The organism is Occallatibacter riparius (genome assembly GCF_025264625.1).
In the GTDB taxonomy this organism is placed as follows: domain Bacteria; phylum Acidobacteriota; class Terriglobia; order Terriglobales; family Acidobacteriaceae; genus Telmatobacter; species Telmatobacter riparius.
In genome coordinates this window covers 45,766-71,484 of sequence record NZ_CP093313.1, presented here as the reverse complement: position 1 = coordinate 71,484, position 25,719 = coordinate 45,766, and the positions used below count along the sequence as shown (strand labels likewise).

The window sequence follows — 25,719 nt, the reverse complement described above, 5'->3', positions numbered from 1 at the left end:
ACTTCCGCAAAGTTAAGGAGATCTTGGAATGAGCACAATCACAGTGAAGGATGGCACACGAATCTACTACAAAGACTGGGGCAAAGGCCCCGCCATCACGTTTTCGCACGGCTGGCCTCTCAATTCGGATGCATGGGATAGTCAACTCTTGTTCCTCGCTGAAAATGGATTTCGCGTGATCGCATACGACCGGCGAGGCCATGGTCGATCTAGTCAGGCCTGGTTCGGGAACGATATGAATGGGTACGCCGACGATCTGGCAGCTCTCATCGAGGCGCTCGATCTTAACGATGTTACCCTGGTGGGACACTCTACGGGCGGCGGCGAAGTGACGCGCTACATTGGGCGGCACGGCACAAGCCGGGTGGCCGCGGCAGTCTTGATCGGCGCTGTCCCTCCAATCCTCGTGAAGTCCGCTGCAAATCCAGAGGGAATCCCAATCGAAGTCTTCGACGGATTGCGCGGCAGCCTCGTCAACGACCGCTCACAATTCTGGAAAGACTTCGCCATCATGTTCTATGGCGCCAATCGACCTGGCGCGAAGGTATCGCTGGGGATGGTGGAGCAGTTTTGGCTGTGGAGCATGCAGGCAGGTCTGAAGAACGTCTACGACAGCATCAGGGCATTTTCGGAGACCGATTTTCACGAAGATCTCAAGAAGTTCGACGTCCCGACGCTGATCATGCATGGCGAGGACGATCAAATCGTGCCGATCGATCTTTCGGGCAAAAAGTCGCTCAAGCTCATCAAGGGAGCCAAAGGCCGGTTTTACCCGGGTTTACCGCACGGCCTCACAGCCACGCATGCGGATCAAGTTAACCGGGATTTGCTGGAATTCATCAGGTCGGTACATCAGGACCGCAAGGCCGCCTGAGCCCGCCAATTTCGGCCAGCTATCGAGTCTCTCTCCATCTAAAAGACTGGCATTTGGAGCTTATGCGCGGACGCAGGGGAGCGGAGTTTTCGCGATTTCTTCCGCTTGCCACCGACGAAGGAGAATCGCCGTCAGTTGGAGGACCCGCGTCGCGCATAGGGCTTCACGGATAACGTTCAAATTCCTATCCAGGTCAGAGTGGGCGCCGCCATTTTCCCCAGGGCTCGACAGGACAGAGGTTTCCACTTTAGGAGGTCAGAACATGGCACGATCAGTGAACGATGTCCAGATAAGTTCAACTGAATTGACGACCACGCGATCCTACGACGTCGCGGCCGCCTTTTTGCGAATAGGGCTTGGAGTTGGGCTCCTTTCTGCAGTTGCCGATCGATTGGGATGGTGGGGACCTCCGGGCACCCCGCTGGTTTCATGGGGGAATTTCCATAATTTTCTGCTCTATACCGCCAAGCTGAATCCTTGGTGCCCTGGCGTATGCCTCCCACTGCTTGGAGTTGTGGTGACTATTGCTGAGGCCGGACTGGGCCTGCTCTTGATACTGGGGGTCTGGATGCGAGTTACAGGCTGCTTGACTGGAATAATGGCCCTGACATTCGCTGCGGCAATGACGTTCGTACTGGGAATTCACGCGCCGCTCAACTACGAAGTCTTTGTATTCTCGGCGGCACCGTTCCTCCTTGCAACCTTGAAGCCGGACAAGCTGAGCCTGGACGCGCTTCGCGTACGGAATTCGTGCAAAGGGCGCAAAATGAACGTCCTCGTGAATTGAAAAGAGCCTGAGCGATTGTGCCAGGCGGCAGTTTCACTCGCTTTCTCGGGACAGGCTGGAAACACCCATCAAAGGACGGGGTCTCGACAGAGGCGCGACTTGCATATGGCGCACCTCGGGGCTCGGCGTGCGCCTCGACTTACGGGGTGGTCGATAGCGGAGATTCAAATGTTCATAATCATCAAAATCGCAGGCCGGCAACGATTCAAATCGTGTTTACTCGCGGCGGCCATCCAGCTCTTCGCTTGGTCCGCATCAGGAAGAGTGGCCATTGGTCAGGACCAGCCAGCCGCAACGCAGAGCCTGACCCTGAAGGGCGCTGTGGATCTCGCGCTGAAACAGAACCTGGATCTCCAAATAGCCAACATAGAAACAGCAACGCGTCAGCAGGATCACGCAATCGCCCGTTCTGAGTTGCTTCCTAATGCGAGCTTTGTTGCGCATGACACAGTCACGCGATACAACACAAAGGCTGAACTCGGCGTCCAGCCCTCGATCATCCCCCATGACGTCGGCCCATTTCAGACAATTCACATTGGAGCAACCTTCTCTACTCCGGTTTTCGATCTGACTCTGATCCGGCAATATCAAGAGAGCGGGCACCGCCTGCTGGCTACTCGCGCCGATGAACAGACCATCCGCGAGGAAACGGTGCTGCTAGCGGTTAGCGGCTACATGGCGCATCTTCGTGCACTCGCCAGCATTACAGCTGCGCAGTCCCGCATGGAACTTGCTGAACGCCTGGCCCACCAGGCAGATGATTTATTGGGCGATGGGGTGGCCAGCAAAATTGATAGGTCGCGTGCGCAAGTGAGGCTGCGAGAAGAACAGCAGCGACTGATCGACGCGCAGAGGGATGCTGACACCACACTGTATGCGTTAAAGCGCGTCTTGAATATTCCCGATAGCCAGCAGATCGAATTCGTTGATCGGCAAGATTTCTTCTCGACCCCGCCAGTCGATTTCTCAGACTCTCTACCAATAGCACTCGTACAGCGGCCTGAACTTCACTCCTTGTCGGAAGGCCTGAAGGTCGCCGAGTTCGCGCATAAGGCCGCTGAGGCAAATTCTTTGCCGAAGTTGACCTTTGGTGGGTTCTGGGATGAACAGGGACAGACCTTCAACACGGCTACTCCCGGATATCAGTACCGGGTCACTCTGGGCATTCCAATCTTCACTGGCGGCCGGCTCAGTGCCGAACGAAAGCGAACCGCGCTGGTGGAGCAGCAAACTCGAAAGCAGCTATCTCAGGAACGCAACCGCATAACCGAACAAGTGCGAGATGGGCGAGTTGAATTGCAGGCAGCCCTGCACCAGGTAGACCTTGGACGTCAGGAGGTACAACTGGCGAACGAGGAAGTTTCTCTCTCGCAGGGCCGCTTTCAGTCGGGCGTCACTGACAACATCGAGGTCATCGTCGCTCAGGATTCGCTCGCGCGGGCCAATGACGCTGAAATCGGCGCGCTGTTTCGATACAACATCGCTCGAGCGCAGTTGGCGCGCGCCGTTGGCACCGTCGAACGAGCCTATAGCCACTGAGACCCCTTGCGAGGAAGGAGAAGGTCATGAGTCAAGTAGTTGCTGAACCACAACTCGACAAGGCAGCAATTGAGGAAGAGCTTCCGCGGAGAGCTGAATTCGCTGCGCATAAAAGAACTCTTCTGATCTGGGGAGGAGCCGCATTACTGACCCTCCTGCTGGTCTTCGGCGCTCGCTACCTTCTCTGGTCCGCTCATCACGAGTCGACGGATGATGCATATCTCGCCGGACACGTGCATCCTATCAGCGCGCGCATCACGGACACGGTCCAGCAGGTCATGATCGACGACAACCAGCATGTGGTTGAAGGACAGACGCTGGTGATCCTCGATCCCAACGACTACAGGATAAGACTCGATCACGCCGCGGCCGCGCTCGATGCTGCGAAGCGGCAGGCGGATACTGCTGAAGCTGCAATTCGTTCCAATTCGCAGTCGGCAATTGCGCAGACCACGGAGGCACGGGGCTCCATCGGAGACGCCAAAGCAACGATCGAGGCGGCGAAAGCCGCCGTGACTGCTGCTGAAGCAGGAGTTCCCCGCGCAGAATCTCAGTTGAGCGAAGCAGACGCCACCTTACAACGTGATGAGACCGATCTGCACAGATACGAAGACCTATACGCGAAAGAGCAGGTTTCAAAACAAAGCCTGGATCACCAGAAGGCAAGCTATCAAGTGGCACTGGCAGCCCGCGCCGCATCGAAGGAGCAGGTACGCCAGGCTGAGGCACAACTGGTCGCCGCACAGCAAGGCGTCGTTCGAGCAACAGCCCAGCTGACAAACTCAGAAGGACGATTGCAGTCCGCACAGGCTACCCGACTCGATACTCACGTTCGTGAAGGCCAGTTTGCCACCGCGCAGGCCGCTGTTGCAGAGGCTGCTGCCGCCCTTGAGAATGCGAAGCTCGAACTCTCTTACACGATCATCAAAGCTCCGGTAAGTGGCCGGATCGGCAAAAAGTCTGTAGAGGCCGGCCAGCGTGTGCAGGTTGGACAGCCGATGATGGCGATCATCGAAGACCAGCCGTGGGTGGTCGCCAACTTCAAGGAAACTCAATTGAATAGGATGCGTGCCGGTCAACCCGTTGACGTAGAGATCGATACTTTCCCAAAGCATAAGTTTCACGGTCATGTGGACAGTCTGGCTCCCGGCTCCGGCAATCAATTTGCCCTGTTGCCTCCGGACAACGCTACCGGCAACTTCACCAAGATCGTGCAGCGCATCCCCGTCAAAATCGTTCTTGACCAGGAAAGCACGCGCGGATATGAGAACCTGATTTCGCCCGGGATGTCTTCTGTCGTTACCGTAGCTACGAAATAAGGAGATCTACGTTGGCAACCACTACGATGAATCCGGAGCTAGCTGCGGTAGATCGCCCTTCCGGCACCTCGGATCGAGTGACGGTGAAAACGTGGATCGGTGTGGTCGGGGTCCTTCTTGGCTGCTTTGTGGCGGTGCTGAATATCATTGTTACGAATTCCTCACTGCGCGACATCGCAGGGACGCTTGGGGCCAGCGCAGACGAGATTTCATGGGTGCCGACGTCCTATCTGGTCGCTGAGATCGTCGTGATCCCCCTTACAGCATGGCTGTCCGAGGCCTTTTCGCTGAAGAAATATCTGCTGGTGAACTCGATCTTGTTCGTGTTCTTTTCGGTTTGTTGCGGACAAGCGCACTCGCTGGACTTGATGATTCTCTTCCGAGTCCTGCAGGGGTTCACAGGCGGGGTCCTGATTCCTCTCTCATTCGTCGTCATACTGACCTACTTGCCCGCACCGAAGCAGCCCGTAGGGATGGCATTGTTCAGCATCACCGCCACATTTGCGCCAGCCATCGGACCTCTGCTCGGAGGCTGGCTGACTGACAATTACGGTTGGCCATTCATCTTTTACATGAACGTCGTTCCCGGACTCCTGCTGATCGCGTCGGTTTGGTTCACCATGGAAAACCAGCCGATGAAACTGGGTTTGCTGAAGAGGGGTGATTGGGGCGGAATCGTTACCATGGCAGTCGGCCTGGCTGCATTCGAAGTCGTCCTCGAAGATGGAAATCGTAAGGATTGGTTTGGCGATCCAGGCATCGTCAGGTTGGCCTGGATCGCGGCGATCTTTATCCCCGCCTTCGTCCTCATTGAGCTCGACAAGAAAGAACCGCTCGTCGATCTTCGCCTCTTTGCGCGCCGGACCTTCGCAATGGGTAGCATCGTTAACGTGATTCTTGGAATCGGCCTCTATGGCGTCGTCTTCATCCTGCCGTTATACCTCGGACAAATTCACGGCTACGATGCCTCTCAGATCGGCACGGTCATCATCTGGCTGGGTATGCCGCAACTGATTATCATCCCGCTCGTGCCGAAGCTGATGGAACATATCGACGCTCGGATCATCATTGGCATTGGCGTCCTGTTTTTCGGCGGCAGTTCCTTCTTAACCGCACACCTGGATACGAATTTTGCCGGTCCGCAGTTCTACATCCCGCTCGTCATCCGCGCGATCGGCCAGCCTCTCATCATGGTTCCGCTTTCCGCAGTCACAACGTCAGGTATGGCGAAGGGGCGCGAAAGCGGTTCGGCTTCTGCGCTCTTCAACATGATGCGAAACATCGGCGGTTCGATTGGTATTGCCGGACTGTCAACGCTCCTCTCCGTCAGAGAGCGGTTCCACTCAGAGCGGATCGGAGAATCAGTGACCGTCTATTCAGGCGCCGTCCAGGAACGCCTGGAGCACTCGGCAGCCTACTTCAGGTTCCAGGGCAGCGACCCATCTTCGGCCAAAATGCGAGCGATTGGCGCGCTCGGCGGGATAGTCCGTCGCGAGGCATTTCTGCTCGCGTATAGTGATTGCTTTCTGATGCTGGGCTGCGTGTTGCTCGCAAGCGCCTTCGCTCTTTTCTTCATGAAGAAAGCGCACATAACAGGTGCCGTGGGTGGACACTGACAAAGGTTGGGCTACTCTGTACCGTTCAATTCCTTGATGCCCATTTCCTCTTCCTCAAACGACCTAATTGCAAACCCAGGGCGACAACGCGGCCAGTGAAGCTGTGGGGACATTCGACCGTTCTGCCCACATACTCGGGACACACGCGGCGGATGTTTTCGTCAAGCGAGCCGACAGCACTGGATCCGACCGGACCCTTACCACGATCTCGAGTGCCCCGGCCGCTTGCGCTGTGCTCGCCACATGCCATGTGACGCACGATATGTCGTGAACGCGAAGAACCTTCGGATGCCAAATGACGAAATACCGGAAGCGAGAGCGTGCGGCAGAGGCACCGGAACGTTCTAAGTCCTTTGTTCCGTCGGTCACGAAAATAAGCCGCGACCGGGGTTTGTTGGCAAGCGGTTTGCACTCCTAGACGGTGGTAGGAGTGACTACCCCGCAACATCGAAAACCTACGGTGTTCCGGTCCGATTTCGCCGGCACATCGTTGGCGACTCACTCGGCGTTCATTCACACCCATTGGAAAGGGCCCTCTGATGGAAAACGATACAGCCAACAATGAAGCGAGAACCGAGATCATCGCGAAAGTTGCCTTTGTGCTGCGGCAAGAGCGGGCGACAGCCACTTATATCGAGTCGGCGGTCGGCAAGGCTGGCATTGATCGAGAGTTAATCATTGCTGTGTTTGGATCGATGCACGGCCTAATCCTGGAGATGATATCCGAATTGACCGACGTGCTCGTACGGCCTTTGCATCGCTCACAAATCCACCAAACATTGCGTGACGTTCTCATCGAGTTCGGAGGTTGCGTCGTTGACACCCACTCCACCTCTCATCTGGTTGCGCTCTATCGGATAGCGCTGACCGAGGCCACGAGACACTCGGGAATCGGCCGAAAGTTTTTCGAGAGAGGTCCTGGGAGACTCACTACGTGCCTTGCACAATACCTGGAACGAATATCCGCAGAATTCAACAGGTGTCAGATAGACAACTCGATGCGCCTCGCTGATGCATTCCTCAGCCTCCTAGGAGACAACCTTGAGCTCTTCAATGAGAGGGCCAGCGCAGGAAAAGGATGCGTCCAGAATCAAGACGATGCGGTGATTGAGGCCGTTGACTTGTTTTGCCGGGGCATCCTGGCGGAGGCGCAATGACGCACATCTTTCGTAACAACAGGTTCGCGCAGTCCAACCTGAACCGGAATGAAGGCACCCCCTGTGTCCCAGATGAATCGGCTACGGAAGTTGACGTTCACGGTTCCCCTGTCAGCACGCGCCCCTCCGAGTGGTTCGTATGTTTCGTGCCCGGGTTGCAGAGACAATGGTGGCACAGGTTCACCCATCCAAAGCACAAACATGTTTTCGCGCTGAAGACAGTTGGAGAGGGCCAGTGGGTCATTTACGAGCCATGGTGGAATCGCATCATGGTGACCGGCCTATGGATCGATGAAGCTGTGAAATTCCTGCGCTGGGGGGCAACCGGCAGCATATTAAGGGTGAGGGAGCAGATACCTGGTGACGGAAGTCAGGCTCGCGGATGGGCAAATTGTGCGGTGCAAATCTCGTTGATGCTGGGCCGCCCCTATTGGTGCTGGACGCCACATGGTCTATATAGAAGGCTCGCAGCAGAATGCGGCGTTGAGCGAGTCGATTTGACCGAGTTCCTTGAAACGACGATCACCTCCGCGACTCAGAAGATAATCAGTGATGGCTTAGGCCATCTGCCTGCTCTTCTGAGACTCGAGCCCGAAGCTGCTCTCATGAACGTCGCAGAACGTATCTCCAACATCATGTTCTCTCCAAGGTATCTGGCACTCCCCCGGTTTGCTGTATCTGAGGGATCCCGGTTTCCCACTGCCGCAGCGGCGTTCTTTACGCACGGACCACTCCAGGTGAAAACAGCAGTTAGCGCTGTCGTTTCTCACCACTGCCGGGCCGCCGAGCGCATTCATGATTGCGAGCTTGAAAAACTGTCGCAAGCCTTCCTGTCCCTGTTGCGTGGGAACCTTCATCTTGAAGCCGTCTTGGGCTGCGAGACCGAACCAAGCCAGGCGGATTTGACGGCTCGCGAAGTCTGCGGTCGAAGCCCTTCTCCGGTGGATCAGAGAACGGGCGCGGGCTCTGAAGAGTCATCGATGGGAGGTTAGCTCATCACAGAACCCTGCAATAGAAATGGTCCCGAAGGAGAACCCTTTTGGCCGGCGGCTGTCGCCCAAGGGAGTGCTCGGTAACTCCGCGACAGTCATTCAAATCGCATCTCCTCCGTAATATTGCGAAGTTAACGACGGCGCAACGACTAGGAACCCACAACTCGTTCACATCATGCTAGGGGACGCCATGAAGAAGATTGTTATCGTAGGTGGAGGATATTCCGGGTTCTATACCGCCCTGGGACTGGAAAAGAAGCTTTCGCGCAACGATGGGGCTGAGGTCATTTTGATCGATCCACGTCCCTACATGACCTATCAGCCGTTTCTTCCCGAGGTGGTAGCGGGCTCCATTGAGGCGCGCCACGCTCTTGTCTCGTTGCGGAAAAACTTGCCGCGAACACGCGTGATTTCAGGTTCAGTCATTGAAATATCTCACGCAAAGAAATCCGTGGTTGTACTTCCGTATGCGGGGAACGACTACGTATTGAACTACGATGTCGTCGTGGTTACGGCGGGAGCTGTTACACGCTTGTACCCCGTCGCCGGGCTTAAAGAGGGGGCTATTGGCCTCAAGCACGTTGAGGAAGCGATCGCTATCCGCAATCGAATGCTCGCTTCCTTCGACCGGGCCGCCGGATTGCCTTTTGGAGCCGACCGAAAACGCCTTCTTACGGCGGTGGTTGTCGGGGGCGGCTTCACGGGTATAGAAGGGTTTGGTGAGTTATTCTCGCTCGCAGTGAGCTTACTGCGCTACTATCCGGAGCTAAAACTGGAGGACCTCGATTTCCGATTGGTACAGGCGGCCAATCGGCTGATGCCAGAAGTATCCGAGGAGATTGCCGCCCGCGTCAGGAAGTCGTTTGAACGCCGGGGAGCGCGCGTACATCTCAATACCCAGGTGGTCTCCGTAGTTGATGGCCATGTAGTACTTTCGACGGGTGAGCAGTTCGACGCTCATATCATAGTTTGGGCCGCTGGAAACGGTGCCAACCCAGTTGTCGCCAGGCACACCGATCTTCCCATAGATTCTCGCGGTTTCTTGGTCGTCCGACCGGACCTCCAGGTTGGAACGGAAGATCGGGTGATCAACGATGCTTGGGGGGCAGGAGATGACGCGAGCGTTCCGGATCTTTCTGGAGGTTCGCGGACTGCTCGAACTGTGCCGAACGCGCAAAACGCAGTCCGACAAGGCCGTCTCCTAGCCACAAATATTGTGGCGTCTCTTCATGGGAAGCCGACAAAGCCATACCTTCATCGCAATCTAGGCACAATTGCGACCCTCGGTAAGGGACGAGGTGCCTTCCAGTCCGGTCGAATCGGTTTCACCGGCTTCCTGGCCTGGTTGATCCATCGCGCATATCACCTCTACGCAATACCCACTTGGGAACGAAAAGCGCGCGTCTTTGCCGGCTGGTGCGTCAGCTTCCTGTCAGGCAGGGACATCGTCTCAATCGAAGACGCTCACCATCCTCGGGCGGCTTTTCTACGAGGCGGAAGCCCCGAACATCAAATGACGCTTCTGTGCGATGAGCGCGCCACCACGAGTGTGGTCGACCCTGCATGATCGATCTCTCTTGATTTCGCACGGATGAGCGACTATCGATTCATCAACCCCTTGCACTGATTGAGCGACTCCAACTTTCAACATGCTCTCAGTTCAGAACACTGAATCTGGGATTTTGGGATGAGAAACGCACAAGGATCGAAAAACGGGCATCGTGCCCGCGGTCCCCCGGGGACGTCAGGGAGTTAACGATCCAATGCGTTTACCGATGGATGATCGGGCCACATTGACGTAGAGTCGCCGACGCGCCCTTATGCCGCGTGGCTCGTGAAGTGTTTGATCAAGAGAGCGCGTCGCCCGCTATACGGACATGTGCCGGGAACGCTGATCGACTTGAGTTAGATGAGTGCCTCGGTCTGATATCGCAAATCGAAGTCATGATTCCTAAATACAAGCCGACTTGCGGGTACTAATCGGCTTAGAAGACATGATTGGCGGTCGTTCACTAATCGATGCCCAAGAATGCTGACAGTCATCCTGCTGATCTACACCAGTTCTCAACTAAATGTCCATCTACAACCCCGCCGTTTGGATGAGGCCGGTTCCTGTATTGACTCCGTATACTCCGCGATGAGATGCACAAGCCCCTGTAGTCCAGGCATTTCCCGGCCTGCCTCCCGGCAGGTCAACTGGGCGCCCATCGCAGAGAGAGCAGAAAGATAGGAGCAATTCATGTTTTGGAGGTCACTTGCCCGTACAGGGCTCGTAGGCGCAGTGTCGTTGCTCGCCGCAGTACAGTTGGCAGCTCAATTGACGGAAGCGACGCTCACGGGCGTTGTGACCGATTCCACCGGCAAGCTTGTCAGCAGCTCTTCCGTCGAAGTCAGGAACGAGCAAACAGGACAGACCCGCAAGGGCATCACGGACAATCGTGGCGCATTCGCGATGCCCGAGCTTCCTCCTGGCGCGTATACGGTTTCTGTCACGGCGCCCGGATTCAAGGTATTCGAACAGAAGGGTCTGGAACTCAAGGTGGGCCAGACCACTGAGCTCAACGCGCAATTGGAAGTGGGCGGGGCCAACGAGGTGGTTGTCGTCCAAGCCGATCAAGCCAGGGTCGCCGTGGCGAGCGATGCCCGGCTCGCTGACACCATCGCCCAGGAGCAACTCACCGATCTGCCTGTCACGCAGCGCGATGTCACGGGTCTCACTCGCTTGAGCGCAGGCGCAACCGCCATACCAGGGAATGCCAGTTCCACCAAGCTCTCCAACTCACCCGTGGTTACAGTGAACGGGAATCGCTATCGGGGCAACAACTTTGTGCTTGACGGCTCCATGGATACCAATCCCAACAACACCGGCGAGCCCGCCATTGTCCCGACGCTTGAGTCCGTGGAAGAAGTGCAGGTACAAACCGGAAACTTTTCTGCGGAGTTTGGCCGAGGCAACGGTTCGGTCGTCAACCTGCGCACCAAGTCCGGTACGAACGAGTTCCACGGGAAGGCCTGGGAATACATTCGCAATACCGATGTGAACGCACGGAACTACTTCGCGACGCGCGGGACTCCCCTGGTTTTCAATCAATTCGGCGGTATCCTCGGCGGGCCTATTTTCAAGGACAAGACTTTCTTCTTTGTTTCGTATGAAGGAACCCGCAATGCCTCAGGACAGGCTCTGCAGTTCCAGGTGGAGACGCCCGAGTTCAGCAACTACGTTGTGACCAATGCGCCCTCGAGCGTGGCGGCGGGCCTGCTCAAGTCGCATCCGGCCCCCAGGCCATTGCCGGGTACGAATGGGCAGAAGTACGCGGGCGAAGTCGATTTTACTCCTTCGGGATCGAGCACGCCGATCCCTGAACTGGCGACGGCTGCGGTGATCCTGGGTGACTATTCCACCGCCGATCAATATCTGGGAAGAGTCGATCACTCCTTCCACGGTGGCAAGGACAAAGTGATCGGCCGATGGATCTCAGAGAACGAGTATGACAACGGTGGGTACAGCTCGCAACCTGCCACCCTGGGAGAGGCGGCTCGAGGTTACCTGGGGCCGTTCAATGGCTTCTTCGGAGATGCAAATCTCGGACATGTTCATGTCTTCGATCACCTCGTGAATGACGCGCGGTTTTCCTTCCTCGCGTTGGATACCGAAGTTGGAAACCCGAAGGCGGTTGTACCGCAGATCACCATAGTCGGCATTCAGGCGCCATTCGGCGATATCTTCCTGAACGGGACGCGCCTCCGCACTTACGAATGGCGCGATACTGTGAGCATTCAACACGGTCGCCAACTCATCCGCACCGGTGGAGAGTTCCGCAAGATCTTCAAAGGCATCTCTCTCGCACCCCCCACGGCAGGGTCGTTCTTTTTCAGGACAGCGACCGATTTCGCGGGAGATAAGCCCTTCTCGCAGACCCTTACTGTCAATCCCTACACGGGCGAGCCCGCGGGGTTTCCGCGTTATTTCACGGTTTATGAGAGCGGGCTATTCGTCCAGGACGATTGGAAGATCAGCTCGCGCTTCACGTTGAACCTCGGTCTGCGCCACGACTACTTCGGCGATGCATCCGAGAAACATGGCTTGCTCTCGTCCTTCATTCCTGGGACCGGAAGCACCTTCGACGAGCGGCTGGCCACTGGCGCTGTGGGACGAGTCAAGCGGCTCTATACTCCACAAAAGCTCAACTTCTCTCCGCGCGTTGGCTTCGCCTACGACCCGTTTGGAGACGGCAAATCTTCCATCCGCGCGGGGTTCAGCCTCGCTTTCCAACCGCATCACGGCCAATCGATCGCCGGTGCTCGCGCGTTGCCACCGGACGCTATTCAGGGCGTGCTGAGTCCCGCACAGGGCATCGGAACCCAGATCAACTACGGTATTCCCGTCCCCTACAATCCCCAATTTGCCCGAGGCTTGAACGCTCAGGGAGGTGTGCCAGGCCTGCAGATCACCGGATTCGTGGTCAATCCGACCATCAAGACGCAATACAGCGAGAGCTGGTTCCTCAACGTCGAACATGAGTTTCCTAGAAACTGGGTCATCGAGGTGGGTTACGTAGGCACCACCGGTGTGAATCTTGAACGGCTCGACGATGTCAACCGGATGAAGGGCGACTTGATCAGCAACCCCAATCAGATTGGCAAACTGCACCGCATCAACCCCAATTTCGGCACGCTCACCTGGGTCACCAATGGCGTGTCGTCCAGCTACAACGCAGGCACGGTCGAAGTGCGCCACAATGTTGGGCAGTTGTCGCTGCAGGCGAACTATCGCTTCTCAAAGTGGCTCGATACAGACTCCGACACGCAGCCGGGCCAGTTCACCGACAGCTCCGAGCCCGCCAAAGGTGCGGAGGATTTCAACTGCCTGCATTGCGAACGCGGACATTCGATGTTCGACATTCCGCAGCGCTTCACGGCATCGGTGCTCTGGGCGCCCAATCCGGTCAAGCAGCGGAGTCTGCTTGCTGCCGTCGCTGACCACTGGGAACTCTCGACCATTACAGCGGTTCAATCCGGCCGTCCTTTCTCGGTGTGGAACGGCGCCCCTTCCAACTTGCAATGCAACAACAACGGTACGCTGACGCCGGCTCCATCTGCTGGTTGCACCAGCGGAACGCTGATGAATACAGGCGGCGATTACAACCTCGATGGGGGCGGCGCCATTTTCAGCGGCTACTACGATCGTCCCAACGCTCCGAAGCCAGGGACCGTATCCTCTTCGTTTTCCCACAAGCGGTTCCTCACAGGGCTGTTCGATCCCAACGCCTTCCCCACACCCTCGCTAGGTCAGGACGGCACGTTGGGACGCTTCACCTATCGCGGGCCGCACCAGATCAACTCAGACGTCTCACTGGCCCGGAGCTTCTCCCTGCTGGACCGGACTCGGATGCAGCTTCGGCTCGACGCTTTCAACATCCTGAATTACGTCAATCTTTACCTGCCCAACTCTGATCTTTCACTGGCGCTCAATTCCAAGACTGGAACGTATTCGACCACTTCCAGCTTCGGCAAGTCCATACGCGCCTTTGATCCTCGCACGCTGCAGGCCAGCGTCAAATTTGCCTTCTGAGGGGGAACATGAAGACGACTCGGTACATTGCATCCATCGCCGCCCTCCTGTGTCTCTCGATTTCTCCGGCGCTTCCTGAGTCGGCCAGCGACGCAGGAAATATTCCAACGGTTTCGCTTTCGAGTCTCCAGGACCAGGCGCGAAAGCAGATCACCGCAACTGCCAGGATCCAACTGGCCCCGGAATCCGCCGAAGCATTCAACGGAATTGACAGCCTCGAACCGGCAGGCAGCGGTCACGTGCCGAACTATCTCCGCGCTATGGCTTCCATGCCCGGCGTTCCCGCTTCGTTCGCACACGTGATGAAGACGCTGCTCTATGGCGGATTTGTCGCACCCGAAGTTAAATTAGCGATGGGCCTGCGCATGGCGCAGTTGCACAGCAGTCCCTATGTGGTCGCGCACATGGAGCGCTACCTCCGCACCACTGACCGAGGCCGCGAGGTTCTCGCGGCGCTCCAGTCCGGCAACTTCGACTCCCTGCAACCCGCCGACAGGCTCGCACTCGAATACGCTGAGGGCCTCACAGGTGGTGTGCACGGGGTCAGCGACAGCGAATTTGCGAAAGTGCGCGGCTTCTACAACGATTCGCAAATCGTCGAGATGACCATGACGGTTTGCATCTTCAATTACCTCGACCGCTTTGCCGAGGCTCTGAATCTTCCTGTCGAGAGCTGGGTCCTCGATTCCCCAGCGACGGAACCAGAGGCTGCGGCCAGTCTACCCACGGCGCGCATCGGGCTCATCTCCGATGGAGAGATGAAAGCGACAAGCGACCGCCTGGCCGCCATGAAGGATCCCAAGGTCCCTTCAAACGGCTGGGGAATTGGCTTTGCCAACTCCATGCGCGCACTCCTGCGTTGCCCCGAACTGGCGGACGCTTGGATGAATTTCGGAACCACAGCGCGGCAATCCTGGGTCATCAGCCGCGAAGAACAATTACAGGTTTCATTCGCAGTTTCTCTGGCGAACGGATGCCGCTACTGCACGCTCCACCAAGTGCTCGGTCTCCACAAGCTCGGCGTCTCCATGGGCAAGCTCATGGCCATGAAGAAGGACGATGATGCCCTCACCCCGCGCGAGCACGCCGCCGTTCTCTTCGCTCGCAAACTTGCGCTCGATCCTCCTTCGATCACCGATGCCGATTACCAGACTCTTCGCGCGGCATTTGGAGAACAAGGGGCTCTCGATGTCTTAATGCAGATCTGCAGCTTTGCCGGTTTCAACCGCTTTACCGATGGCCTGCATCTTCCTTCAGAAGACGCAGCGGTACAGACTTACCGCGAGGTCTACCACACAGCCCAGACGAGTACTTCGTCATTGCAATAAAGAGTCCAAGCTCGCCACGGGGCTTCTCCTGTGGCGAGACTCGAAAGACATATCCGCGAATCCCCGCTTCAACCCGCCAAACGCCGTGTCATCCCGAAGGACCGTGCGCGCATGCGGGGTGCCCGCGAACAGGTCTTAGTTCGTAGGGTGATCGTCAGGGGGCTGAGGGATGTGCAGTTGGTGCCTCGGTCCCTCGCACTTGGGGGACCGGGGAATCGATGCTGGAATCAGAAGCAGAACCCAAGAGGACTTCAAGGCGTATCTTCTGACAAATCGCTAAATCGCTCACCGACAAATGTGGTGCCAGCTCGCCACCTGGCCGCAAAGTCGCCTACGCGCTCCTATCTCGCGGATCCTTGCTGCGGTTCGATGCCGATGTTGTCGTTAACAGCTCCGCGGATTCGCTGCTTGCACCCCAGATATCGTTCGGTAGTTTGGACGGAAACATGTCCGAGTAGGAATTGGATCTGCTCCAATTCGCCGCCGCACGCATGGCAGAGTTTTGCGCAAGAGCGCTTCAGATCGTGGGGTGCTACCTGAGCAAGACCAACTGCCTTCGCATACTGCTTTACGACGTGCCACACAACGCGTTCCGAAACCATATCGCCCCAGGTTTTGCCCGCGCGGCAGACACATCGGAATAATCGCCCAGTCGAAACCCCGGCCGCTGAGACCCACATATCTATGGTCGCTTTGACCCAATCCGGTACAGGAACTGTCCGAATGTGGCCGCCTTTGCCGATGAGATCAACAATGGCCCAATGCTCCTCGCATTGCTGCAAATGCGTGAACTCCAGATCAGACAGTTCGCGGCGCCGCAGTCCGCAACCAAGTAACACGGCGAGTTTTGCGCGATCACGTTTCCCTTTGAGAGTGTCTGCCGAGGTGACTGCAAGAACCGACGAGCCTCCTCAGCCGTGAGCGAGTTTCCTAACCGAACTCCTAGCTTCCTGACACCCTTTACGCGCCGGACTCCTGCGGCGAGTTCAGGGCTGAGCAGACCAGCGTCCGCAGCCTCGTGGGCCAAGCGTCGCACCGTGGCGAGCCGTCCATTGATCGTGCCGGCGGCCAGATTTCGATTCTCGAGGAAAATCCGGTAGCGCGTGACGACTACTTTGCTGAACGATAGGCGAGGGTCAGAGCAATACCACTGAATAAACTCATCGATCGCGTGGCGGTATCCGCGCTTCGACTCGCGTGAGCGAAGGCTGTCCAGGACAGCCGATTTGCTATGGTCCAGATCAGGAAGGCCAAGTTTCGTCTTCGGTCGCTTTGGCTTCGCGAGGCTCTTACGGGCATTTTTGCTCATTACGACCGCCTCCACTGCGGTGGCAATGAGCCTATTCGTGCAGTCGGACCCGTAACCCGTTTCCCCGGCAACTTGGCCGATCCGGGCACCAGGGCATCCGGCCACATATCTCGCCGATCATGCCTCGGTGAGCGCATCGGCGATGATGCGCTTATTGACAGCCCGCAGGAGATCGAAACCTGAGTCGAGCGCCAGGAGCATTGTCGGATCGATTGAGATCGACTATCAATTTCGGCGTGGGCAGAATCCACCCGAATGTCGAGTTGCGCTTTGTGAGCGTTTGCCTTCAGATCCTATTTGAGTACTCAAACGAACCTCGGCCTCTATTATCTCCGCGCCCGCTGGTACAACGTACAACCCGGTCAGCGGCCGCTTCATGACCCGCGACCCGTACTCGGGCTCCATCTACGGCCCCGCCAGCCTCCATCGGTACAGCTACGCACGCTCCAACCCGCTCGACTTTATCGACAACTCGGGACGAAGCGTCGGCGACGGGGAGCATTCTTAACTCCAGCGACAAGGCTATGAAGACGGCGGTCCATCGAAGCTTGAGAGCTCTGGCGGCTGCGCTTCGAGCGCGAATCAGTCGGCGCTGAGTGCCGAACAAGTCCCTCGGCACCAATTCAGCGCGACTTGCCTGGAAAGGTCTTCGTTCTTGAAGCCGGCATTCAGTATCCATCACTGAAATCAGCTAGCGTGTTTTCGAGGCCCTGCCTGACGGCGGGAGCAGACTGTTGGATAGATGCCCGGCCATGCAACTTTTTGAAGCCCTGACCCCCGGATAATCGCCCGTTATAAGAGCTCAGCATCACGCTAGCTTTATCACGACTAGAACGATCGTCCGATATCAGTGCGGAGTGACAACTCTGATTGAGGATTTTACAAGGTCGCGGTTCAATCCAGTGGCCGTAACGGCGCGCCGCGCCTAATGAAAAGCAACCTTGACGATGAGCAGTCTTGAATCTGCTAGACGTGATGCCTAGAAGGGGAAAACCTAGGCACAGTCTGGGCACAATCCTGGGCACAAAGGTTCTGCGCATCTGTTAAATCTTTGATTCTTAATTACTTTTGTATGGTGCCGGGAGGGGGGGTCGAACCCCCATGACCGCAAGGGTCGGCGGATTTTGAGTCCGCTGCGTCTGCCAGTTCCGCCATCCCGGCTAAATGGGTGGGCACCTCAAAGTATCGCACAGGCCTAACTGGCCGCGCCACCGTGCCGCGACACCTCCACCGAATTCAGGCCTCTCGACAAACGTAATGGTCATGCGACAATAAAGGGTGACTGAGATGACCGCCGCACCCTCATCTGTCCCTTCGCCGACGACTGTAACGCCGGAGGTTCTTGCGCAACATAGCATCACCCCGGACGAATACGATCGCATCCTTAAAGCGCTCGGACGCGTCCCCTCGCTCACGGAACTCGGCATCTACAGCGTGATGTGGAGCGAGCACTGCTCGTACAAGTCCAGCCGCGTCCACCTTAAGCGCCTGCCCACCAAGAGTGATCGCGTGGTTCAGGGGCCAGGCGAGAATGCAGGCATCATCGATGTGGGCGACGGCTGGGCCTGTGCCTTCAAAATCGAGAGCCACAACCATCCCAGCTACATTGAGCCCCATCAGGGTGCGGCCACCGGCGTCGGCGGCATCCTCCGCGACATCTTCACCATGGGTGCGAGGCCTCTCGCGGTGATGGATTCGCTCCGCTTCGGCTCTATCACTCCTGAGCCTGGCGTGGAACAGGAGCTGATCCACAAGAACCACACCATCGTCGAAGGTGTCGTCGACGGCATCGCGAGCTACGGCAACTGTTTCGGCGTGCCCAATCTCGGTGGCGAAACCAAGTTCGAGCCCTGCTACAGTGGGAATCCGCTCGTGAATGCATTCGCCCTCGGCCTCGTGCGCAAGGACGAAATCTTCTACGCCAAGGCCAGCGGCACCGGCAACCCCGTCATATATGTAGGAGCCAAGACCGGCCGCGACGGCATCCACGGCGCCACTATGGCCAGCGAAGAGTTCAAGGAAGGCTCCGATCAGAAGCGCCCCAACGTCCAGGTGGGCGATCCCTTCATGGAGAAACTCCTCCTTGAGGCCTGCCTTGAAGCCATGAAGACTGGCGCTATCGTCGGCATTCAGGACATGGGCGCAGCCGGCCTCACCTGCTCTACTTGCGAGATGGGTGCGCGAGGCGGTGTCGGTCTGGATGTCGAGCTCGATCTCGTGCCCCAGCGCGAAACCGGCATGAGCGCCTACGAAATCATGCTCTCTGAAAGCCAGGAGCGCATGCTGCTCGTTGCAGAAAAGGGCAGGGAAGACGAAGTGCTCAAGGTCTTCGCCAAGTGGGGACTCGACGCAGTCATCGTCGGTACCGTCAGGCCCGAGCCGTGCCTGCGCATTCGCCATCATGGTGTGCTTGAGGCCGACATCCCCAACGAGTCGCTGACGGACGACGCACCTCTGTATCACCGACCTGTCGGTGTGTGGAAGGCTCCCGTTGGGCAGATTCCGCCGGTGTCGGCGCAGGCCCAGCTCGCTCAGGACCGCAACTACACTGAGGATCTCAAGTTTCTCCTCGCTAGCGCCAACGTTTGCTCCAAGCGCTGGGTCCACGAGCAATACGACACCATGGTGCAGACCAACACCGTCATCGGTCCCGGCGGCGAAGCCGGTGTGATGCGCATCAAGGGCACCGGTACGGACGGCCGTGAACGTGGCCTCGCTATGGCTCTCGACGGCAATGGTCGCTGGTGTTATCTCGACCCCAAGCTTGGCGCGATTCATGCGGTCGCCGAGTCTGCGCGCAAAGTCGCCATGACCGGCGCCCTTCCTGTTGCCGCTACAAATTGCCTCAACTTCGGCAATCCTGAGAAGCCCGAAATCATGGCGCAGCTCTCGGCCGCCATCGACGGCATCTCCGAAGCCTGCACCACGCTCGGCACGCCCATCACTGGCGGCAACGTCTCGCTCTACAACGAGACGCGCGGCGAGGGGATTTATCCCACACCGGTGCTCGGTATCGTCGGCATCCTCGACGATGTTACCAAGGCTGTCCCGGCGCACTTCCAGCGCGGCGGAGAAGCCATCGTGATGCTTTGGCCCGTTCCCCGGGGCGAAGAGCCGAACCCCGCGCTCAAAGTTCCGCGCGACAGTGAGCCGACCGACGCGCAGTCCAGCAGCGTTCCCGGAGTCATGGGAGACGAGCCAACCATCGTTTCGGAAGACGCACCTTTGACCGACGAGATTGCTCCAGCGGAGCTCGCCGCCTTCGGTTCCTCTGAATACGCCAAGGTCGTGCTCGGCGGAATCTGGGGCACACCGCCCGATATCGACCTTGAAGCCGAAGCCGACCTGCATACGCTGCTCGGCGTGCTGGCAGACCGCCAGCTCATCAGCTCCGCAAGCGACCTCTCCGATGGCGGCATCGCTGTCGCTCTCGCGCAATCCACCTTCCGCCACGGAATCGGCGCTACAATCGAGCAGGAACAGGCGCTCATGATCCATCCGCTCTTCGGCCTGTTCGCCGAGCCGGCATCCACGGTGCTCCTCGCCTGCGATCCCAGCCAGGTGGATGCGATTGACGAGTTGGCCGACGAATACAGCTTTTACTGCGCCCGCATCGGCACCACCGGCGGCAATCGCCTCGAGATCAAAGTCTACGGCGAGACCTTCATCTCCGCGCCCGTTGATGACCTTCGCAGGCCCTGGGCCGCTGCCCTCGACTTCGCACTCCACGAAGAGGTGCTCGCATGACCCGGGTCCTCTATCAGGGATTCGAAGGCCTCCCAGACCACTCAGAACAGATCAAAGCGCAATCGAGCGGCACCGCGCCTTCCTGTCCCCTGAGCCCTGATCCCGGTTCATCGGAGCTCGCCGGCGGAGCTGACGAGCTTCACGAAGAATGCGGCGTAGTCGCCATCCACGGTCATCCCGACGCTGCGCGCCAGGCCTACCTCGGACTCTATGCGCTCCAGCATCGCGGCCAGGAGTCTGCGGGCATCGCCACTGCCGATGGCCAGTTCCTCGCCAACATCAAGGGCATGGGCCTCGTTAGCGAAATCTTCACCGATGATGTGCTCCAGAAGCTCCCCGGCGACATGGCTATCGGCCACACGCGCTACTCCACTACCGGCGACTCTGCGCTTCTCAATGCGCAGCCCATCCGCGTCGAATCCACCAAGGGCTTAATCGCCATCGCGCACAACGGCAACCTCGTCAACCTTGGCACGGTTCGCGCCAAGCTCGAGCGCGCCGGCGCATACTTTCAGACCACGTCCGACTCCGAGATCATCGTGCAGCTCATCGCGCACTCGCATGCGGGCACGCTGGTTGATGCCATCGCCGAATCGCTCTCGCAGGTCGATGGCGCCTTCTCTATTGTCATGATGACTCGCGACCGTGTTTTCGCGGCGCGCGATCCCCGCGGTTTCCGCCCGCTTTCCATGGGCCGCATCCACAATCCCGGCGGCCGCGACACCATCGTGTTCGCCAGCGAGACCTGCGCCTTCGATCTGCTCCGCGCCGAGTACGAGCGTGACGTGCTCCCCGGGGAACTGGTCATGGTCACCGAGGACGGTGTCACCAGTCGCCAGTACTCCAGCGGAGTCGAACAGACAAGCTGCATCTTCGAGCACGTCTACTTCGCCCGTCCTGACTCGCGCATCTATGGCCGCTGGGTTCAGGAGAGCCGCGACCAGATGGGCCGTCAGCTCGCCCGCGAGTCGCACGTGCCCTCTGACGTCATCGTGCCCGTGCCCGACTCCGGCGTCACCGCTGCGCTTGGCTATGCCGAAGAGGCCGGCGTGCCGTTCCGTCTCGGCCTAATCCGCAATCACTACGTGGGCCGCACCTTCATTGAGCCCGAGCAGCGCGTGCGCGACTTCGGCGTGAAGCTCAAACTCAACCCGGTACGCAATCTGCTTGAAGGCAAGCGCGTCATCCTCATCGACGACTCCATTATCCGTGGCACCACCTCGCGCAAAATCGTCCGCATGGTCCGCGGCGCCGGCGCCAAGGAAGTTCATCTTCGCATCAGCTGCCCGCCCACCATCTCGCCGTGCTTTTACGGAGTCGACACGCCCAGCAAGCGCGACCTCATCGCCGCCAACAAGACGATCGATGAAATCCGCGAGTTCATCGAAGCCGATTCACTTGCCTATCTCTCGCTCGACGGCCTGCAGAGAGCCTGCGGCAGCACTCCAGGCGCGAACACCGGCTACTGCGTCGCCTGCTATACCGGCAACTACCCCACCCAGTGGGTCGACGTGGAAGACATTCTGCCCGCTGCAGCAAACGTCTAGACAGTCTCGGCCAACACTCTCTTCCGGCTGCTCTATAAATCAGCGCAATCTCATCCAGAGTGGAACAGGTGCGGCTTTTCGCACCTGCGGATCGAAGCATCTGCGGTTGCTTCTGACAGGCAGACTACTCCGCGTTTGATCCATATCAAAGGCTGAAGCGCCGCGCTCGCAAGTTGATCCCAGAGCCTGATCCGATAAACTCAACCTTCGGCCAAATACTTCTCACTGGCCCGAGGTTGTGCATGACCCAGGTGCGCTTTCTCTTCGGTGGCGCGGTCTTTCTCGCTGCCTTCCTGCTCTTCCTTGTCGAGCCCATCGCCGCCCGTCAGCTTCTTCCAGTTCTCGGCGGGTCTGCCTCCGTCTGGATCACCTGTCTTGTCTTCTTCCAGACTGCGCTCCTCGTCGGCTACCTCTACGCGCACTGGCTCTCGCAGCGCCCGCGCTCAGTCCTGGTCCTCATCCTTCTCGCCGCAGCGGTGGCCACCGCAATCGCCTGGTCCCTCGTGCACCCCGATCAGTCTCAAGGCGCGGGGCATCCCATCTGGACAGTCTTTCGTGTTCTGGGCGCCTACATTGGCATTCCCTTCATCGTGCTCTCCGCCACCAGTCCTTTGTTGCAGGTCTGGTGGGCGCGGTCCGAGTCCAGTCAAGTGCCGTATCGGCTCTACGCGCTGTCCAATCTCGCCTCGTTCCTGGCACTCGCAGCCTATCCCGCTCTGGTCGAGCCGAACCTGACATTGCACAACCAGCGACTCGTCTGGTGCTCAGGCTTCCTGGTCTTCGCAGCTCTGCTAGTGCTTCTCGCATTCCGCATGCGCGGCGTTGAAAACGTCAGCGCCAAAACCGTCGAACCGAACGCCGCCGCACCAACTGCCTCATTTGCTGACAAGCTCCTCTGGGTTCTGCTCCCCATGGGCGCCACCATGCAGCTCAGCACCGTCACCGCCTACATCACGGCCAACGTAGCTGCTATCCCGCTACTCTGGATCCTGCCTCTCGGCGTCTACCTGCTTACTCTCATCCTCGCCTTCCAGTTCCGACTCGCCCTTCCCTGGAACATCATTGCGCGCATCATGGTTGTCCTTCTCGGCGGCCTGGCCTACTCCCTCCACAACACCAATGCCGGCTGGCCCCTCTGGGTCTCGCTCCTCTTCTTCCTGGGCGAGCTGTTCTTCGCCTGCATCTTCTGCCATGTCGAAGCGGTGCGCCTTCGCCCCGAGCGCCCATCGGAGGTCACGCTCTTCTATCTGCTCTTCGCCGCCGGGGGCGCCATCGGATCGTTCCTCATCGGCATCGCTGCACCGCTCCTGTTCGACTACAACCTCGATCTGCCCCTCACCTTTCTCGTCACCGCTCTGCTTGCCCTCGCTGTCAACTGGCGCAGTGGATGGAACCAGCGTCTTCTCTGGGGCGTTGCCAGTGTGGCCATGGTGGCGGTGACATTCATGGTCCGGCACTCGTACAGTCACAACACCACCGTCGCCACGCGCAACTTCTACGCCAGCCTGCGCGTCACGCAGGACCTCTTCAGCTATCCCGGCGCAACCGTGCGCACACTGATGAACGGCAGCATCCAGCACGGCACGCAGATTTTCGGCACCGACGACCTCCGCCGCACCCCCACCACTTACTACGCGCGCAACTCCGGCGTTGGCTTAGCCATGCAGTACTGCTGCCTCGCACGGGAATCGGAGACCATAGACCCCCAGTCGGCGCCGCAGGCGCAGTTGGCCGCACCACAGGTGCCGCAGCGCCCGATGAGCATCGGCGTCATAGGCCTCGGCGCGGGAACCATGGCCGCCTACGGCCGCGCTGGCGACCGCATCCGCTTCTACGAGATCAACCCTGCCGTCGTCCCCATCGCGCGCAACGTCTTCACCTACATTCGCGACTCCCCCGCGCAAATCGACATCATCCAGGGCGACGCCCGCAACTCGCTAGCCTCCGAACCCCCGCAGCACTTCGACGTCCTGGTCGTCGATGCCTTCTCCGGCGACGCCATCCCCATTCACCTGCTCACAGCCGAGGCGCTCGCTCTGTACCGCAAGCATCTCAACCCCAACGGCATCCTCGCCTTCCACATTTCGAATCGCCACGTTGATCTCGCTCCGCCCATCGCATTACTGGCCCAGTCCGCGGGCATGCAGGCGCGCCGCTTCGACGTAAACAGCCCCAGCGGCCCCGGCGAATACGTCTCCACCTGGATGCTGGTTACCGCCGATCCTCAGTTTTTCGAGCTGCCCGATATCGCGCCACACGCGCACATGACCAAGCCCAGACCCGGCCTCAAGCTGTGGACCGACGACTACTCGGCCCTGCTCCCTGTGCTGCGCTGGTGAGACCCGGATTTGCCCCGGATACCGACGCCACATCTCCCGGCTCCTCTTGCCGCATATACTGTCATGCACCAACCCATAGTTATCGGAGCGGCTCATGACTCGCTGGCGCATTGGCATCGCATTCGTCTTTCTGCTTCTCCTCAGCCGCTCGCATGCCCAACAGGACCCATACACCGGCAGCCTTCTCGACGGTCTCTCTCACCTCCAGGACACAACCACCGCCCGCGTCTCCTCCTGGGATCATTCCGGCGGCAACTACGACTTCGTCAAAATCGCCCCAGGGGAAACAAAGACTCTCGCCGAAATCTCCGGCGCCGGTGTGATCCGGCGCTTTTACTTCGCCCCTCTCGCCAGCGACCGAATGCGCTATCGCAAAATGATCCTGCGCATCTACTGGGACGGCCAGAAGGATCCATGCGTTGAGGTGCCGCTCGGCGACTTCTTCGGCTCGGGCCTGGGCACCCTGCGCTACTTCCACTCCATCGCCATGGACGTGAATCCGGGTATTCGCGGCCGCGACTTCGACGCCATGGTCTCCTATCTCCCCATGCCCTTCGCCAGCGGGGCACGCATCACGCTGGAGAACGACGGCGGCATGCAAGATCTTATCGTCTGGTATCACTTCGATTACGAACGCTATCCGGACGGGAAACTACCGCCTCACACCGGCCGCCTTCACGCGCAGTGGCGCCGCGTTCCCAGAACGCCCGTTCCGCCCGGCGTACCTAGGAACACGCAACTCGGCGCAAATGGTTATCGAAACACAACCGGAGACAACAACTTTGTCATCCTCGACGCCGCCGGTCACGGCAACTTCGTCGGCCTTTTCCTCACCGTCGATAACATCGCGGGCGGTTGGTACGGAGAAGGCGACGACATGATCTTCGTCGATGGCGAGAAGTGGCCGCCAACCTATCCCGGCAGCGGGCACGAAGAGGTATTCAACGCCGGCTGCTGCCCCGACGAGGAGTATTCCGGCCTCTACACCGGCTTCTATCTCATCGAGAACTACAAAGCGCCCTTTGGCGGCAAGAACCAGATGTATCGCTTCTACGTGAACGATCCCGTGCGCTTTCGAAAATCAATTCGCGTTACCATCGAACATGGGCACGACAACAACTTCGAGAACGATTACACGTCCACTGCGATCTGGTACCAGGATGAGCCGCACAAGCCCTTCCCGCCTCTGCCGACCGCGGCTGTCCGCCTCCCCGCGTGGCCAGATGGAGTCGCATCCGCACTGGACGCGGAAGCCAGACTCACCCGCGCCGCCGGCAAGCTAAAGCTGACTGAAACGGATCAGGCCGAGTGGGAGAAGCTCGAAGCGTCCCGCAACAGAGCCTTCCACACTTTTCGATACGATGAATTCCTTCAGGGCGTGCAAGCGATGGAGACGATCCTGCGCAAATACCCCCAATACAAGCCGGCCCAGCCCTGAATCGTAATTCGCGTTTCGCGCCGTTCTGACCGAAGCCCATGCGAGCCGGAAATCCTGTGGCCCGTGTCACAAGACGTTCACACTCCCCGTGTGATAGCCTTCGGTCCTCAACTGATAGACGCCCGGCGGCGGCTGTCCCCGTTGATCCGCCTGGC

The 25,719-nt window shown here is 58.6% G+C and carries 16 protein-coding genes and 1 tRNA gene; 15 read left to right on the top strand and 2 right to left on the bottom strand.

What is annotated here, in order from left to right; genetic code table 11:
- Window positions 1-28: 28 nt before the first annotated feature.
- The 10 genes from MOP44_RS00235 to MOP44_RS00190 all read left to right on the top strand — a co-directional run bounded on the left by MOP44_RS00235 (window position 29) and on the right by MOP44_RS00190 (window position 15,184).
- Window positions 29-874 (top strand): alpha/beta fold hydrolase, encoded by an 846-nt coding sequence (locus tag MOP44_RS00235; protein WP_260793880.1) that lies wholly within the window; start codon window positions 29-31, stop codon window positions 872-874.
- A 598-nt stretch (window positions 875-1,472) separates the two neighbouring features.
- The gene (locus MOP44_RS00230; RefSeq protein ID WP_260793879.1) at window positions 1,473-1,661 is read left to right on the top strand and encodes a hypothetical protein; all 189 of its coding nucleotides are present in this window, start codon (window positions 1,473-1,475) and stop codon (window positions 1,659-1,661) included.
- 321 nt (window positions 1,662-1,982) lie between these two features.
- Window positions 1,983-3,200, top strand: coding sequence for a TolC family protein (locus MOP44_RS00225; protein WP_260793878.1), 1,218 nt, complete (start codon window positions 1,983-1,985; stop codon window positions 3,198-3,200).
- A 278-nt stretch (window positions 3,201-3,478) separates the two neighbouring features.
- Window positions 3,479-4,519, top strand: coding sequence for an HlyD family secretion protein (locus MOP44_RS00220; protein WP_390905459.1), 1,041 nt, complete (start codon window positions 3,479-3,481; stop codon window positions 4,517-4,519).
- Between the two features lie 11 nt (window positions 4,520-4,530).
- Entirely contained in the window at window positions 4,531-6,135 is a 1,605-nt protein-coding gene (locus tag MOP44_RS00215; RefSeq protein WP_260793876.1) for a DHA2 family efflux MFS transporter permease subunit, read from the top strand.
- Between the two features lie 539 nt (window positions 6,136-6,674).
- Window positions 6,675-7,292 (top strand): TetR/AcrR family transcriptional regulator C-terminal domain-containing protein, encoded by a 618-nt coding sequence (locus tag MOP44_RS00210; protein WP_260793875.1) that lies wholly within the window; start codon window positions 6,675-6,677, stop codon window positions 7,290-7,292.
- Entirely contained in the window at window positions 7,289-8,284 is a 996-nt protein-coding gene (locus tag MOP44_RS00205) for a TetR/AcrR family transcriptional regulator C-terminal domain-containing protein (protein ID WP_260793874.1), read from the top strand. Before MOP44_RS00210 ends, MOP44_RS00205 begins: the two co-directional genes overlap by 4 nt.
- 190 nt (window positions 8,285-8,474) lie before the next feature.
- Window positions 8,475-9,851 (top strand): NAD(P)/FAD-dependent oxidoreductase, encoded by a 1,377-nt coding sequence (locus tag MOP44_RS00200; RefSeq protein WP_260793873.1) that lies wholly within the window; start codon window positions 8,475-8,477, stop codon window positions 9,849-9,851.
- A 672-nt stretch (window positions 9,852-10,523) separates the two neighbouring features.
- Window positions 10,524-13,856, top strand: coding sequence for a TonB-dependent receptor (locus tag MOP44_RS00195; RefSeq protein ID WP_260793872.1), 3,333 nt, complete (start codon window positions 10,524-10,526; stop codon window positions 13,854-13,856).
- An 8-nt stretch (window positions 13,857-13,864) separates the two neighbouring features.
- Window positions 13,865-15,184, top strand: coding sequence for a carboxymuconolactone decarboxylase family protein (locus tag MOP44_RS00190; RefSeq protein ID WP_260793871.1), 1,320 nt, complete (start codon window positions 13,865-13,867; stop codon window positions 15,182-15,184).
- Window positions 15,185-15,525: 341 nt separating this feature from the next.
- Here MOP44_RS00190 and MOP44_RS27930 read toward each other — a convergent pair whose 3' ends face one another.
- Entirely contained in the window at window positions 15,526-16,023 is a 498-nt protein-coding gene (locus MOP44_RS27930; RefSeq protein ID WP_390905458.1) for a tyrosine-type recombinase/integrase, read from the bottom strand.
- Between the two features lie 795 nt (window positions 16,024-16,818).
- Between MOP44_RS27930 and MOP44_RS00185 the strand changes: the two genes are divergently transcribed.
- The gene (locus tag MOP44_RS00185; RefSeq protein WP_313901083.1) at window positions 16,819-17,001 is read left to right on the top strand and encodes an RHS repeat-associated core domain-containing protein; all 183 of its coding nucleotides are present in this window, start codon (window positions 16,819-16,821) and stop codon (window positions 16,999-17,001) included.
- 565 nt (window positions 17,002-17,566) lie between these two features.
- Here MOP44_RS00185 and MOP44_RS00180 read toward each other — a convergent pair.
- Window positions 17,567-17,654: transfer RNA gene (locus tag MOP44_RS00180), tRNA-Leu, on the bottom strand.
- Between the two features lie 126 nt (window positions 17,655-17,780).
- Between MOP44_RS00180 and purL the strand changes: the two genes are divergently transcribed.
- The 4 genes from purL to MOP44_RS00160 all read left to right on the top strand — a co-directional run bounded on the left by purL (window position 17,781) and on the right by MOP44_RS00160 (window position 25,564).
- Window positions 17,781-20,240, top strand: a complete 2,460-nt coding sequence (gene purL, locus MOP44_RS00175) for a phosphoribosylformylglycinamidine synthase subunit PurL (RefSeq protein WP_260793870.1) — start codon at window positions 17,781-17,783, stop codon at window positions 20,238-20,240.
- Window positions 20,237-21,787, top strand: a complete 1,551-nt coding sequence (gene purF, locus MOP44_RS00170) for an amidophosphoribosyltransferase (RefSeq protein WP_260793869.1) — start codon at window positions 20,237-20,239, stop codon at window positions 21,785-21,787. Before purL ends, purF begins: the two co-directional genes overlap by 4 nt.
- A 242-nt stretch (window positions 21,788-22,029) precedes the next feature.
- Window positions 22,030-24,126 carry a fused MFS/spermidine synthase gene (locus tag MOP44_RS00165; protein WP_260793868.1) on the top strand — a complete coding sequence of 699 codons (2,097 nt, stop codon included), beginning with the start codon at window positions 22,030-22,032 and terminating at the stop codon, window positions 24,124-24,126.
- Between the two features lie 94 nt (window positions 24,127-24,220).
- On the top strand, window positions 24,221-25,564 hold the full coding sequence (locus tag MOP44_RS00160; RefSeq protein WP_260793867.1) for a glycoside hydrolase family 172 protein: 1,344 nt from the start codon (window positions 24,221-24,223) through the stop codon (window positions 25,562-25,564).
- Window positions 25,565-25,719 lie beyond the last annotated feature (155 nt).